Origin of the sequence: Pseudomonas sichuanensis (assembly GCF_024749065.1) — a bacterium.
GTDB lineage: Bacteria > Pseudomonadota > Gammaproteobacteria > Pseudomonadales > Pseudomonadaceae > Aquipseudomonas > Aquipseudomonas sichuanensis.
Genome location: NZ_CP087185.1, coordinates 3,464,821 through 3,477,485, shown reverse-complemented (window position 1 = coordinate 3,477,485; position 12,665 = coordinate 3,464,821). Strand labels below are relative to the sequence as shown.

Sequence of the window (12,665 nt, the reverse complement as noted above, 5' to 3'; positions counted from 1 at the left end):
AGCTCATCTGACGGGACAGCGCCCCGGTCAAATGAGCGACTGTTTCTTGGATTTCTTGGCAACGGACACGCACGCGCATGCCTGGGCGTAGAGGCCCATGGCAGTCAGCATGTGGTCAGTGTTGGGAGTCATGGTTGATCCGTTGCCAAGAGGTGCATCGGGATAGTGCGCAAGGCGACTGTGTTTAGTCAACAGGCATTTGGGGTCGATGGGATTATTGGGCTAGTGATGCAGGCTCATGTGCAGCAAAGGGAAGGGGCGCCCCTCGCCATCCAGCGGCGAACGACCTGTTTGCGCAAACCCGTAATGCAAATAGAACCCTACCGCTTCGGGGTTCTGCTCGTTCACGTCAACACTCAGCTGATTGCGCGAATTGCGGGCATGATCCAGCAGCGCGCGGCCAATACCTTTGCCGCGCAGATCGGGTTCGATGAAGAGCATCTCTACGTGGTTTTCATTGAGCCCGATAAAGCCCAGTGAACAGTCCTCGGCATTTACCGCAACCCATAACTCAACGGCGGGCAGGTAGACATCCCGAAGCTGAGGTAGCAATGCCTCGATATCGGACGCTTGTAGGAAGTGATGAGTGGCGCGAACAGAGCGCAGCCAGAGGTTGAGCAGTTGTGGGTGGTCGGCATGGGTAGCCTGACGAATGATCATGGAATCAGCCTTTACACTTGATAGCGGAAATGAGGCGCGTTCGTTGATAGCGCCCGTATAAGTGTCGGCAACCTGTATGACCGCTTCGCGAGTTAACGCCTGGGCGGTGCACGGCAGATCTGGCCGCAAAGGAGGGAGGAAGGACTCTACCGAGAGGTATTCGGGGTATCAATAGAAAATTGCGGATGGACTTTGGCTGCGCTCGGGAACATTCATGACGCAGTGGCCATTTATTTTCGAGGTGAGATCATGGCGGCGCAAACCGACGTTCTTATTGTTGGGGCCGGCCCGACCGGGCTGGTGCTTGCTCTTTGGCTCACCAAGCAAGGCGTCGGCGTAACGATCGTCGACAAGAACAGTGGGCCCGGCGAAGCTTCTCGTGCCATGGCTGTTCAAGCCCGCACGCTAGAGCTTTATCGCCAGCTCGATATAGCCGATGCAGTGATAGATGCCGGCTATAAAACACCTGCCATGAACATGTGGGCCCGAGGCAGCCACAGAGCGCGCATTCCCTTGGTCGATGCCGGCAGAGCGGTTTCTGCATACCCCTTCGTGTTGATCTACCCCCAGGATCGCCATGAGCGCCTGCTGATGCAGCAACTCCATGCCCTCGGCGTGGACGTGCACTGGCAGACCGAACTGCTGCGCTTCGAAGAGGGTGAAAGCCACGTCACGGCCATGCTGAAACAGGCCGATGGGCAGGAAGTGGTCCTGACCGCGGCTTACCTGGCGGGCTGCGACGGCGCTCGGTCGCTCGTTCGACATCAGATCGGCAGCGCTTTCGAGGGCGGCACTTATAAGCAGCTTTTCTATGTCGCGGATGTCAGGGTAACGGGCATCGAGCCTGCGGGTGAGGCGCACATCGCTTTTGACCAGTCCGACTTTGTGCTGCTCCTGTGTTATGGCGAAAAGGACCAATACCGCCTGATTGGCACCGTGCGAGACGAGCGTGCCGAGCATCCCGAGCAACTGACGTTCGCGGACGTTGGCCACGATGCCATCAACGGCTTGAACCTCAAGATCAGCGAAGTGAACTGGTTTTCCAGCTACCGGGTTCATCATCGTGTCACGGACCATTTCCGCCGGGGCAGAGCGTTTCTGCTCGGCGATGCCGCGCATGTCCACAGCCCGGCAGGCGGGCAGGGCATGAACACCGGCATTCTGGATGCGATCAACCTGGCGTGGAAGCTGGCAGCGGTGGTCAAAGGCAAGGCGCCCGAGACCTTGCTCGACAGCTACCAGATCGAACGCCAGGCATTTGCCCGCACGCTGGTAGAGACCACTGACAAGCTGTTCACCGTCGTTACCGCCCAGGGCGGGTTGGCTGACTTTGTGCGCACGCGCATCGCACCGATCTTCGCCAGCGTTGCGTACAAGCGTGCGAGCGTGCGTGAGTACCTGTTCCGCGTGGTTTCGCAAACCACCCTTGATTACCGCGACAGCCCGCTGAGCCAAGGCAAGGCAGGCGAGGTCCAGGGGGGTGATCGCCTGCCTTGGCTGCCTGGGGGCACGGCGGACAACTACGATTCGTTGGCAGCCATCGAGTGGCAAGTGCATGTTTACGGTGAGGCCAAGGCAAACTTGGCCCAATGGTGCGCGCAGCACGGCATTGCATTGCATGTTTTCCCTTGGGGGCCGGCGTACGAGAAAGCCGGCGTTGCCAGAAATGCTGCTTATCTGTTGCGGCCTGACACCTATGTCGCGCTGGCTGATCCTGAGGCGGATGCGTCCACATTGAGCCGATATTTCGAAGCGCGCGGTGTTGTGCTGCCCGCTTGAGCAATGAGTTGCATTGCGGACGATCAGGCGATCGGCGAATCGGCACGGGTCAGCATATGGCGTTGCCCAGTGGTAGTGCTGGATCTCTTCTCACGCCAAATAAGTGTTAGCGCTCTCGATGTGCACTTTTTTCGGGCGCCCAATCTGGAACTACCGTGCTGTTTCAAGCCATTGATTTTGTCAATTTACACTTCCTGTGCAAACACCATTGAAGTGCTTAAACCAAGGGTTTAAGGGCTCGTCGGGATTTCTCTTAAAAGCAATGATGGCAAGTTGACTCTCCCCTTAAGGGGAGACTTTAGACTCCCGGCCCTCGACAGATTTGGCCTGAAAACAGCTTTTCTGGCCCGATGACTTCATTCATTCAATGCGGCTTTTGTAGGGAAACAGTCAATGAACAATCCATTGGAATTGGACAGCGTTATCAACAGTACACGGGAGATCCTTGCGCAGTTGTTGGTGATGGAAATGGGCGACGTGGCAGAGCACAGCAGTATCGTTGACGACCTCAGCGCCGACTCGCTGGACATCGTCGACCTGAGCTTCCAACTGGGCCGTCAGTACGGTTGCACCTTGCCGAAAACCAGCGTGCTGGATCACGCAGTAGCGGTGTTCGGCGACGCCACCCGGTTTGTCGAAAATTCACTTATCGAACAACACATCATGATGTTCGAGAACGGTGGTGGCACCGACTTGCAGAACGTGCTCAATGCCGATTAATCGAAGGCGGTGACGTTGTTCACCATGACGTCCTCCGTGGCGGGCGATTACCAGGCGATGCTCGACAAACTGGACGCCTGGCTGCTCATCAACAAACCGGCCAACCTGCAAGTCACCCATGCCGGCACGCCGTACATCTGGACCGGAGTGTTGCAGGAAATCACCCAGGGTCAGGTGTTGAGCTTCTCGCTGGCGTTGCTGGCGGTGACCTTGATGATGATGTTCTGGCTCAAGTCAGTCCGCCTGGGCATCCTCGGCATGCTGACGTTGCTGACCACGTCGGTGACGGTGTACGGCTGAGGGCGTGCCAGGCTAAATCGCCGGGGCGCCTGCGTGCTGCAAAGGGCACGGGGCGCCATGGCCGTTCAGGGGCGGCGGTGCGGATTCAGCGGGCTTTTTCCAGGTGCTCGAACTGGCATTGCATCTGCGCATCCTTGAGGCTCAGCTCAAACTCGACCAGGCCGTCATGCACTTGCTGCAAGGCCTGGATCTGCCCCATCAATTCCTGCTTTTTGTTATCGATGGCCTGCATGGCCAGATCCCAGGGCAGCTCCTGGCCGCGATGATCCTGCAGAATGGCCTGCATTTCCTTGAGTTTGAAACCGAGTTGCTGGGCGCATTTGATGAAGGTCAGCAGCTCGACGCTTTGCTGGCTGTAGATGCGGTATTTGCCTTCGCGTTGCGGGGGCGGCAACAGGCCGATTTCTTCGTAATGTCGAATGCTTTTGACGGTGGTGCCCGACAGCTGGGCGGCTTTGCCGATGTACATGAAAGTCCCTTTTTTGACGCATCAGAAGCGAAAAGATGTCGTGCGCTCGTACAGGCGCGCGACATCTTTGCACAAGCGTCAGGGGGCGGGAAGCGTGGTTGGACAAGGTGTCACAGGAGGAGACTTGGCTGGGCAGCGCAGGGGCACGGCCCAACCGGGGGCGATCAGCGGCTGGCGACCGCCTGGACTTGTTTGAGCCAGGCTTCACGCTGTTCCGGCTTGGAGCCCAGTACCGGACCGAAGGTCAAGGTTTTCAGCGGTTTTATGCCGCAGAACTCCAGGGTGGTCTTGCGCATTTGGTGCAGGCCCGGCATGCGATACACCCAGCGGTAGTACCACGGCGGCGTGTCCATGGTCACCAGAAGGTGAGCCGTGCGGCCCTTGAGCAGCTTGTCCGGGAAGGGCGAGCCCTTGCGGTACTTGAAGGCAAAACCGGGCAGAAACACGCGGTCGAAGAACCCCTTGAGCAACGCCGGAATGCCGCCCCACCAGATCGGGTACACCAATGTCAGGTGTTCGGCCCAGGTAATGTCGTTTTGTGCGTCGATCAAATCGGGCTCAAGCAACTGGATCTGGTTATAGCCATCGTGCAAGACCGGATCGAACTCCAGGGTGTCCAGGCGCAGCAGACGTACCTCATGGCCTGCTTGCGTGGCGGCCTCGACATAACGTTCGGTCACCGCTCCGCAAAAGCTGTCGTTCGAAGGGTGGCCGAGGATTACGAGCATGCGTTTGCTCTTCATGACGAACTCCAGACAATGAAGTGCCAAGGGTAAAGTCTGCCCCTAACGGTAGAGTCAAGCCTTGCCGGTTACCGGTGGAACTGCTGGTCACCCAAGAGTCGAGTTAGATCACCGGCGAAGTGTTCGGCGTGACCGGTGGCAACTCGTTGCCCTGAGTAATCCGGATAAACCTTCGCGGCGCCGTGCAGTCAGTTTCAATAAGGGCCTGGACGTCCCAGGGCCAGGGAGGTGGCTGATGAAACTTGTCTGCCTGCTGCGTGGCTGCCAGTGGCGCAGCCTGCTGGCGTGTGAAGTCGCCGGGCTTCACTGCCAGTGTTGCGATCGCTGTGGCGCGTTGCGCTACAGCCAGACCGGTCAACCCTTCGATACGTAGGAGCCGACCATGGCCCGGGCAATTTGGAAAGGCGCGATCAGCTTTGGCCTCGTGCACATCCCCGTCTCGCTCAACACCGCCGTGCGCAGCGAGCGTGTGGATTTCGACTGGCTGGACAAGCGCAGCATGGAGCCGGTCGGCTACAAGCGGGTGAACAAGATCACCGGCAAGGACATCGACAAAGACAACATCGTCAAGGGCGTGGAGTACGAAAAGGGCCGCTACGTGGTGATCAGCGAGGAGGAAATTCGCAAGGCCAGGCCCGAGGCGACCCAGACCATCGATATCTTTTCGTTCGTCGACGCCAGCGACATCCCGCTGCAGCAGTTCGACACGCCTTACTACCTGAGCCCCGACCGCCGTGGCGGCAAGGTCTATGCCTTGCTGCGCGAGACCCTGCACAGCACCGGCAAGGTGGCCCTGGCCACCGTGGTGCTGCACACCCGCCAGCACCTGGCGCTGCTGCGCCCGCTGGAAGATGCACTGGTGTTGATCACCCTGCGCTGGCCCGAGGAGGTGCGTGGGCTCCAGACGCTGGAGCTGGACAACAGCGTGACCCAAAGCAAGGTCGACAAGCGTGAGCTGGACATGGCCCGGCGCCTGGTGGAAGACATGAGCGGAGCCTGGACGCCTGACGAATACCATGATGCGTTTCGCCAGACCATCCTCGACCTGGTGGAGGAGAAGGCCAGCAAGGGCAAGATCGCGACCGTGGACAAAGGCGAGGGCACGACGGCCGAGAAGGGGGCGGACATCATCGACCTCACCGAGCTGCTCAAGCGCAGCCTCGGCGGCAAGACCAAGGCGAAGAAACCGGCGGCCAAGCGACCGCGCAAAGCGTCATAGCCAATTGCACAATCGCTACGGTAGCTGGCCTTCCAGTCCCCTCAGGTAATCACCGAAGCCCTGGCGTGCGCGGCTGTCCCGCCGGCTGCTGGTGGCCACGCTATGCGCCGCTGTCCAGACGATCTGCGCACCGCTGGCCTCGAGGGCCAGCACCAGCTGCACATCCTCGTGGGCCGGCAAGGGCTGGAAACCGCCGACGCGTTCATAGGCCTTGGCGCATACCCCCAGGTTGGCGCCGTGGATATGCCGGTGCCCATCCCGGGCCTGGTAACGGCTGAGGTAGAGCTGGCGCAAAGCGGTATTCTGCCAGGGCTGCCAGCGCTCGATATGCACCGTGCCGCATACCGCATCCGCATGCCATTGCAGCTGTGACACCAGCCAGTGCCCTGGCACACGGCTGTCGGCATCGGTGAAGGCCAGCCACTGGGCGCCGCGCTCGATCATCCATGCCGCGCCCAGGCGCCGGGCGATGCCGACGTTGCCGGCCTCCAACGCCAGGGTATGCACCCCATGGTGACGGGCGATGCGCGCACTGGCGTCGACGCAGCGATCGAGCACTACCAGCACCTCCACCTCCAGGCCCGCCGCCTCGGCCTGCACCACCGCCCGTTTGACGGCGGCCAGGCAGTGCCCAAGGCGACGGGCTTCGTTGTGGGCAGGAATGATGACGGCGATCATGGGCAGGTCTCGTCGAGGCTCACGACGCTGGGCTGACACGACCAGTATTCGAGCAGGAAGTCAGCCTCCTCGTGGCGCAGCAGCGGGTAAAGCGGCAGGTGCCTGGCCAGCAGGGCATGCACCTCGCGGCCATCCTGCGGGCAGCCGGCGATGGGATGACGCCAGTGACAGGCCAGCAGACCGCCGTCATGGGCCAGGCTGGCCACCGATTGTTCGATCACCTGCAGCCAGTCGGTGGGGCCAAGGTAGTAGCCGATCTCGCTGAGCACGATCAGGTCGAACTGACCACCCGGCCAGTCGCCTGGCAGGTGACCCTGTTCGACGCGGGCGTGGCCTACGCCCGCAAGACGCTGGCGGGCCAAGGCCACGGCCGTTGCGTCGAGGTCCTGGCACAGCAGGTCGGCACAGCGCTCGGCCAGCAGGACGCTCAGCTCGCCGTTGGCGCAGGCCGGCTCGAATACGCGTTCATAGCATTGCCGCGGCAGGCAGGCCAAGGCCAGGTCGCGCTTGCGGCGTTCGTACCAGCGGGTACGAAAGGCCCACGGGTCATCGCTGTCGGCATACAAGTCAGCGAAGTACTGTGCGTCGAGGCTCATGGCGACTCCATTGACAGGAAGACCAGTTCGAAGGGTTGCAGCAGGCAGGCTTGCAGCTGCTCGGGCACTACCGGCGGATGATCGCCATCGGGTTGCAACTGGCTGGCATGGGCGGCCAAGGCCTCGCGTTTGCGCGCCAGGCGCGCTTCGTCGAGCTGCAGGCGGTGTGCTTGGGGCCAGGGCAGGCGCGGATCGTCGGGTGCGGCCCAATGCCAGGCCCACACCGGTACCTCGGCCAGTTGCACACGGCGCGCTTGGGCCGCCCGGACACAGGCACGTCCTGCCGCCTCATGATCGCAGTGCCCGTCGCCGCGCCAGGTGGTCAGCAGCAGGTCGTCGGGCTGGAGCAATTGCGCCAGGTGGGTGACCAGGAAGGCTTCATCATGGGGCAGGGCGCCATCTTTGAGGTTGAGCCGTCGCCAATCGAGGCGGTTGAGGTCCAGGCCCAGCAGCTGCAAGGCATGCCGGCTTTCCAGCGGACGCTGATGACGCAGGCGACGCTCGGTCCACTGCGAGGAATGCGGATGGCTGCCCTCGCCATTGCTGGCAGAAATCAGCAGCACGTCCTGTTCACGGCCTTGGAAGCTGGCCAACAGGCCGCCGGCCATGAGGATCTCGTCGTCCGGATGCGGCGCCAGCAGCACCAGCCTTCTGCCGGGCGGGCATAGCCGGTCGGGCTTCAGCCAGGTTGCGCGGGCCAGCTGAGTGGACTGCTGCCAGGCGCTCCATGGCGTGCCGGTGGCGGCCTGTATCAGGTTCTGGCTCATAGTTGCCATACGCTTGCCGGCGAGCCGGTCAGTTGCTGGCCCAGCTCGGCCAGGTCGCGCTCTGCGTGGCTTTGGCGCAGGTATACCGGCAGGTCGGCACTGAGCCGGGCGAAATGGCTGCTGCGACAGAACGGTGTGGCGCCGAGCGCACGGCCGACATGCCGGATGACCTGCTCGACCGCTTGCTCGACCTGGGCGCGGGTGCGGCGCACTTGCAAGCTGGCGTCGTCGCGAGGGTGCTGGTCGATCCAGGCGGCGCATTCGCGCAGGGCGGCGCGGGCCCCGAACAACGCAGCATCGACCGCGCCCAGGTGGGCATCGGCGTGTGGGTCGGGCCGGGGCTTGCGACAGTGTTCGCGCAGGTATTGCGCCAGGGCTTGCGCTGCGCCATACCAACAGGCGGCGATGCCCGCGCCGCCCTGCCAGAATCCCGGGCGGGCCAGGTATTGGCCGGGCGTGCCGATGGCCAGCCCCGGCGAATTGTCGAACTCGAGGGTGACACTGGTGGTGCTGGCCATGCCAACGGCCTGCCAGTGATCGACCTGGATACGCTGGCTGAGATGGGACCGCTCGATGGCGACCAATTGCGGCTGGTCGCCTTCCCAGGCGGTCACGAGCGCGCGGTCGATCTGCAACGCCCCCGAACACCAGGCTTTGCGGCCTCGCAGGCGAACCCGCTCGCCGTCCTGGGCGACGATGTGGGTGCGGGCATCCGGTGGCTCCGCAGCCCACACGCCCCAGATCCCTTTGCCGGCATGATGAGCGGCACCGCACTCGGCGAGAATCGCCAAGGCGTCGGTATGGCCCTCATAAAGCTTGGCCAGGCTGAGATCGCAACCGGCGACCCGTGCCAGAGCCCGCCAGCGGTCGAGAGTCCGCCCCTGGCCCGGCAGGGGGAGCAGGTCGAGGTGATCGGCTTGCAGCGCATGCAGTAGCTCCAGCAGCAGGGTATCGAGGTCAATGGCCCGCGGTCGCCCGCTGAAACGGCACAACAGGTGATCGAGGTTGCTCAGGTCGAAGTCCTGGATGTTGCTCATGGGCTCGGCGCTCCTTGGGTGTTCTTCTTCCCGTCACGCAGGTTCGGCCATCGTTCCATCAGTCGATCCCCAGTTGCTTGCGCATACGTACGGTAATCGACTGACGGGTCCTGGCCATTTCGGCCCACGGATCGTCCACCTCGGCAAGCCGTGCCTGCAGGTTGCCGATGTGCCATTGGTTGGCGCCCTTGAGCTGGCTCAGCTCTTCGCGCCAGATCGGCACCGATACCGGCAGGCCCTCGCGGGCCCGCAGCGAGTAGGCGGCGACGGTGGTGGCACCCTTGCCGTTGCGCAGGTAGTCGATGAATATCCGTCCGATCCGGTTCTTCGGGCCGGACACCGCGCTGAGGCGATCGGGGAACAGCCCGGCCATGTGTTCGACCAGGGCATGGCTGAAGTCCTTCACCTCGTCCCACCCCGCGCGCCGGGTCAGTGGCACGACGAGGTGCATGCCCTTGCCGCCGCTGGTCTTGAGAAAGACCTTAAGGCCCAGCTCATCGAGCAGGGTAAGGGTCAGCTGGGTGGCCTCCAGCATGGCTTTCCAGGGCAGCGCGGGATCAGGGTCCAGGTCGAGGACGAAGCGGTCGGGCTTGTCGAAGTCCTTGGTGGTGGCATTCCAGGTGTGCAGTTCCAGCGTGTTCATCTGCACCGCGCCCAACAGGCTGTCGGCGCGGTTGAGCACCATGGCCGTCTGGCCGGCCTGGGCCTTGCTGTAGCTGAGCACGTGGGGGATATGCAGCTGGCCGGGGTTTTTCTGGAAGAACAGCTCGCCGGCCAGGCCATCCGGTGCCCGAACCAGGGCTACAGGCCGATCCTTCAGCTGTGGCAGCAGCCAGTCGGCGACCTGGGCGTAGTACTGTGCGACCTGGCGCTTGGTGGCGCCGGTGGTTGCGTCGACCACGCGGTCGGAGTGGGTCAGGCGCAGGGTACCCAGAGCCTCGGGTTTAGTTTGTGCTGCGCGCTTGGCGGGCATGGCCTGCTCCAGGTCGATGGCGGTGGCGGGTTTGTCGTCGCGCAGGCCGTGGAACACCGCGTGACGCACGATGCCTTCGCGGGTCATCTGGGCATAGGCGACTTCGGCCAGCAGCTGTGGCTTGAGCCAATGCACGGCGCGGGTTTCGGCGCCAGTGGGAGGGTTGGGCAGGGGTGGTTTGGCGGTCTGCAGCGGTTTCAGCCGGGCGAGGATGCTGTCCAGGGTGGCGGCGCTGAAGCCGGTGCCGACCTTGCCGGCGTAGCGCAACTGGCCGCTGTCGTGATCGTGCAGGGCCAGCAGCAGGGCGCCGAAGCCGTGGCGGCTGCCCTTGGGGTCGGTGTAGCCGACGATCACGAACTCCTGGCGCTGCTTGCACTTGAGTTTGATCCAGTCACTGCTGCGCCGACACCCATAAGGGCTGTCGGCACGCTTGCCAATCAGCCCCTCGAGTTCCAGCCGGCAAGCGCTGTCGAGCAGCGAGTCGACAGATTCCTTGAAATCGGCGGAATACCTCAGCAGCGGCGAAGCATTGCCTTCCAGCAGCTTGGCCAGGGTGGCGCGTCGCGCCTGTAGCGGTAAGTCGCGCAGGTCTTCGCTTCCCAGCCAGGGCAAGTCGAACAGGTAATAGGTGATGCGTTCGTCGTGCTCGGTGTCGAATGCGTTCTGCAGGGCCTGGAAGTCGGCCACACCGTTGTCGCCGGCCACCACCATCTCGCCGTCCAGCCATGCTGCGTCGAGCCCCAGGGCGCGGAGTGCCTCGATCTGACGGGGCATCTTGGTGCTCCAGTCGTGGCCATTGCGGGTGAACAGGCGTACGTCGTCACCGTCGATGCGCGCCAGAATCCGGTAGCCATCGAACTTGACTTCATAGTGCCAGTCGCCGCTGGGTGGGGAGTCGACCAAGGTAGCCAGTTGCGGCTGCAGCACTTTCGGCAGGGCTTTGCGGCCGGCCTTGGGCTTGCGTGTAGAGGTGCTCGCCTTGGCGGGGCGCCGCGGCGGCAGGGTGCGCTCGCTCAGCACGCTGTCTGGCAAGGCTTCGACGATGCTGTAGTCGGTTTCGCTGCGCGCCTGCCCGTCATGGGACTTGACCAGCATCCACTGCTCTTTCTTGCCGGCCAGGTGGGTGCGAAACAGATTCCACACCCCCGACAGCTTCTCGCCCTGCAGGCGAAAGCGCAGCTTGCCCTTGGCATAGGCTTCGCGCGGGTCGCCTTCGGGTTGCCAGACACCTCGGTCCCAGACAATCACGTCGCCCGCGCCGTAGTGCCCTTCGGGGATGCGTCCTTCGAAATCGGCGTAGTCCAACGGGTGATCTTCCACGTGCACCGCCAGGCGGCGGACCTTGGGGTCGAGGGAGGGCCCCTTGGGGATCGCCCAGCTCTTGAGGGTGCCGTCGAGCTCCAGGCGGAAGTCGTAGTGCAGGTGGCTGGCGTCGTGCTTCTGGATGCAGTACTGCAGCGCATGGGCCGGGCGGGGGCGGGCGCGTTGGCCCGCTGGCTCGGGTGTGGCGTCGAAGTCGCGCTTGCGCTGGTACTCCTGCAGGGGCTTGGCCATGACGTGCTCCGGGACGGTTCGCGGGTCTCAAGATTGGGAGATGGCGGCGCGGTGCGGAGTTCAAAAAAAGCGCGGGGCGGTGGCTTGGAAGAAACTCTGAATCATTTCTTCGTGGGGGCAGTCGACCGTGTGAAACCCACTGACGGAGAACGTTCATGTCTAGACCCGATGACCCAAGACCGCAGATTGAGATCGACGACACCGAGGACCGCATGGGTAGTGTCCACGAGCTGGATTTCAGCGAACGCATGACCGGAGGCGAGACCCTGAGCGGGAGCCTGCTCGAGGACAATGTCCGTCTTGATGACCTGGGCCCCGAGACGCTGTTTGATGAAACCGATGCCTGGGACGCGGATGAGCCCGGGACGGCAGGCGGCCCGGCAGATATGACCCTGCGCCAGGTGGAGGCCCACGAGATCGGTGGCGGCATCGGCCTGGACGAGGTCGAATTGGCCCGCTCCGCGCCGCTGGACGGCGAGCCGTGGAGTGATGACGTGGTGCCCGATGACGACAGGAGAGAACCCTGATGAACGAGCAACGCTGTTCTTGCAACCACTGTTCCTGCACTGTGGATGCCAATGCCGTGGTCCAGGATGGCAAGGCCTATTGCTGCGAGGCCTGCGCGAGGGGCCATCGTGATGGCGAGCCTTGTCGTATGGCCGACTGTAAATGTGGTGAGCTGACCCAGCCGAAGGAAAGTTCTGTTGATAATGCGCTGGATGAAACATTCCCGGCGAGTGATCCTATTTCACCGTAAGTTCCCTTTCTCTCCATGGCCCTTTCGCTGGTATCTTCGGCGAAGGGCCAATCAATATATCGCTGTGCCCACGGTTCAATAGCAACTCTGCTGATCTTGATCTTGATCTTGATCTTGATCTTGATCTTGATCTTGATCTGCTTTTGATCTTGCTTCTAAGCGCGCAATAGTCCAGGCAACACAAATTGCGACTTCAGGAGGCCGAGTGGAGGTGACTGTAGGGCCCTGGTGCGCAGCACCCTTCGGCGTAAGCCGAAGGCGCGAGATGTAGACTTGCGCAGCAAGTCGTAGGCCGCGCGGGCCCGGAAGGCACCGGAGCGAGGGGACCCCGGAGCGTAGCGCAGGGGCCGTATGATGGGAGCGGGCGGCTTTGGTTACTTTGGCCAAGATGTATGGACTTGAGACATCGTTGA

Annotated in this window: 13 protein-coding genes and 2 pseudogenes; 7 read left to right on the top strand and 8 right to left on the bottom strand. The window is 62.6% G+C overall.

Going from position 1 to position 12,665, the window contains the following annotated elements; all coding sequences use genetic code 11:
• Window positions 1-222: 222 nt before the first annotated feature.
• Window positions 223-660 carry an acetyltransferase gene (locus LOY51_RS15585; RefSeq protein WP_258641938.1) on the bottom strand — a complete coding sequence of 146 codons (438 nt, stop codon included), beginning with the start codon at window positions 658-660 and terminating at the stop codon, window positions 223-225.
• Between the two features lie 249 nt (window positions 661-909).
• Here LOY51_RS15585 and LOY51_RS15580 point away from each other — a divergent pair, with 249 nt between their 5' ends.
• The 3 genes and pseudogenes from LOY51_RS15580 to LOY51_RS15570 form a co-directional block, all read left to right on the top strand.
• Window positions 910-2,439, top strand: a complete 1,530-nt coding sequence (locus tag LOY51_RS15580) for an FAD-dependent oxidoreductase (RefSeq protein WP_258641936.1) — start codon at window positions 910-912, stop codon at window positions 2,437-2,439.
• 393 nt (window positions 2,440-2,832) lie between these two features.
• Window positions 2,833-3,096 (top strand): annotated as a pseudogene (locus tag LOY51_RS15575) (acyl carrier protein); the annotation flags it as partial.
• Window positions 3,079-3,456 (top strand): annotated as a pseudogene (locus LOY51_RS15570) (transporter); the annotation flags it as partial. The pseudogenes LOY51_RS15575 and LOY51_RS15570, both read left to right, overlap by 18 nt.
• An 88-nt stretch (window positions 3,457-3,544) precedes the next feature.
• On the opposite strand, the gene LOY51_RS15565 reads toward LOY51_RS15570, so the two are convergent.
• The gene (locus LOY51_RS15565; protein WP_003253954.1) at window positions 3,545-3,928 is read right to left on the bottom strand and encodes a MerR family transcriptional regulator; all 384 of its coding nucleotides are present in this window, start codon (window positions 3,926-3,928) and stop codon (window positions 3,545-3,547) included.
• A gap of 164 nt (window positions 3,929-4,092) precedes the next feature.
• Window positions 4,093-4,671 (bottom strand): NAD(P)H-dependent oxidoreductase, encoded by a 579-nt coding sequence (locus tag LOY51_RS15560; RefSeq protein ID WP_125858872.1) that lies wholly within the window; start codon window positions 4,669-4,671, stop codon window positions 4,093-4,095.
• A gap of 235 nt (window positions 4,672-4,906) precedes the next feature.
• Here LOY51_RS15560 and LOY51_RS15555 point away from each other — a divergent pair, with 235 nt between their 5' ends.
• The gene (locus LOY51_RS15555) at window positions 4,907-5,044 is read left to right on the top strand and encodes a PSPA7_2676 family Cys-rich small protein (protein WP_190305985.1); all 138 of its coding nucleotides are present in this window, start codon (window positions 4,907-4,909) and stop codon (window positions 5,042-5,044) included.
• A gap of 9 nt (window positions 5,045-5,053) precedes the next feature.
• Window positions 5,054-5,890: a non-homologous end joining protein Ku gene (gene ku, locus LOY51_RS15550; RefSeq protein WP_125858871.1), complete on the top strand. Its 837-nt coding sequence runs from the start codon at window positions 5,054-5,056 to the stop codon at window positions 5,888-5,890.
• Between the two features lie 15 nt (window positions 5,891-5,905).
• On the opposite strand, the gene LOY51_RS15545 is transcribed toward ku, so the two are convergent.
• Genes LOY51_RS15545 through ligD form a run of 5 tightly spaced genes read right to left on the bottom strand, consistent with a single transcriptional unit; the run spans window position 5,906 to window position 11,495 of the window.
• The gene (locus LOY51_RS15545) at window positions 5,906-6,568 is read right to left on the bottom strand and encodes a glycosyltransferase family 2 protein (protein WP_125858870.1); all 663 of its coding nucleotides are present in this window, start codon (window positions 6,566-6,568) and stop codon (window positions 5,906-5,908) included.
• Complete coding sequence (locus LOY51_RS15540) at window positions 6,565-7,164, bottom strand: class I SAM-dependent methyltransferase (RefSeq protein WP_125858869.1); 600 nt, start codon at window positions 7,162-7,164, stop codon at window positions 6,565-6,567. Before LOY51_RS15540 ends, LOY51_RS15545 begins: the two co-directional genes overlap by 4 nt.
• Entirely contained in the window at window positions 7,161-7,931 is a 771-nt protein-coding gene (locus LOY51_RS15535) for a PIG-L deacetylase family protein (protein WP_258646657.1), read from the bottom strand. The genes LOY51_RS15540 and LOY51_RS15535 overlap by 4 nt, the downstream gene beginning before the upstream one ends.
• Window positions 7,928-8,968, bottom strand: coding sequence for an acyl-CoA dehydrogenase family protein (locus LOY51_RS15530; RefSeq protein WP_258641932.1), 1,041 nt, complete (start codon window positions 8,966-8,968; stop codon window positions 7,928-7,930). The genes LOY51_RS15535 and LOY51_RS15530 overlap by 4 nt, the downstream gene beginning before the upstream one ends.
• Window positions 8,969-9,026: 58 nt before the next feature.
• The gene (gene ligD, locus LOY51_RS15525; protein WP_258641930.1) at window positions 9,027-11,495 is read right to left on the bottom strand and encodes a DNA ligase D; all 2,469 of its coding nucleotides are present in this window, start codon (window positions 11,493-11,495) and stop codon (window positions 9,027-9,029) included.
• Between the two features lie 155 nt (window positions 11,496-11,650).
• On the opposite strand from ligD, the gene LOY51_RS15520 reads away from it, so the two are divergent.
• Both LOY51_RS15520 and LOY51_RS15515 read left to right on the top strand, forming a co-directional pair.
• Window positions 11,651-12,022, top strand: a complete 372-nt coding sequence (locus LOY51_RS15520; protein ID WP_258641929.1) for a phosphotransferase system, HPr-related protein — start codon at window positions 11,651-11,653, stop codon at window positions 12,020-12,022.
• Entirely contained in the window at window positions 12,022-12,252 is a 231-nt protein-coding gene (locus tag LOY51_RS15515) for a metallothionein (protein WP_125858865.1), read from the top strand. Before LOY51_RS15520 ends, LOY51_RS15515 begins: the two co-directional genes overlap by 1 nt.
• The last annotated feature ends 413 nt before the right edge of the window (window positions 12,253-12,665 follow it).

Excerpts from the sequence above, each read along its gene's own strand:
- LOY51_RS15585 (WP_258641938.1), bottom strand. The coding sequence starts at position 660 with ATGATCATTCGTCAGGCTACCCATGCCGACCACCCACAACTGCTCAAC.
- LOY51_RS15580 (WP_258641936.1), top strand. The coding sequence starts at position 910 with ATGGCGGCGCAAACCGACGTTCTTATTGTTGGGGCCGGCCCGACCGGG.
- LOY51_RS15565 (WP_003253954.1), bottom strand. The coding sequence starts at position 3,928 with ATGTACATCGGCAAAGCCGCCCAGCTGTCGGGCACCACCGTCAAAAGC.
- LOY51_RS15560 (WP_125858872.1), bottom strand. The coding sequence starts at position 4,671 with ATGAAGAGCAAACGCATGCTCGTAATCCTCGGCCACCCTTCGAACGAC.
- LOY51_RS15555 (WP_190305985.1), top strand. The coding sequence starts at position 4,907 with ATGAAACTTGTCTGCCTGCTGCGTGGCTGCCAGTGGCGCAGCCTGCTG.
- ku (WP_125858871.1), top strand. The coding sequence starts at position 5,054 with ATGGCCCGGGCAATTTGGAAAGGCGCGATCAGCTTTGGCCTCGTGCAC.
- LOY51_RS15545 (WP_125858870.1), bottom strand. The coding sequence starts at position 6,568 with ATGATCGCCGTCATCATTCCTGCCCACAACGAAGCCCGTCGCCTTGGG.
- LOY51_RS15540 (WP_125858869.1), bottom strand. The coding sequence starts at position 7,164 with ATGAGCCTCGACGCACAGTACTTCGCTGACTTGTATGCCGACAGCGAT.
- LOY51_RS15535 (WP_258646657.1), bottom strand. The coding sequence starts at position 7,931 with ATGAGCCAGAACCTGATACAGGCCGCCACCGGCACGCCATGGAGCGCC.
- LOY51_RS15530 (WP_258641932.1), bottom strand. The coding sequence starts at position 8,968 with ATGAGCAACATCCAGGACTTCGACCTGAGCAACCTCGATCACCTGTTG.
- ligD (WP_258641930.1), bottom strand. The coding sequence starts at position 11,495 with ATGGCCAAGCCCCTGCAGGAGTACCAGCGCAAGCGCGACTTCGACGCC.
- LOY51_RS15520 (WP_258641929.1), top strand. The coding sequence starts at position 11,651 with ATGTCTAGACCCGATGACCCAAGACCGCAGATTGAGATCGACGACACC.
- LOY51_RS15515 (WP_125858865.1), top strand. The coding sequence starts at position 12,022 with ATGAACGAGCAACGCTGTTCTTGCAACCACTGTTCCTGCACTGTGGAT.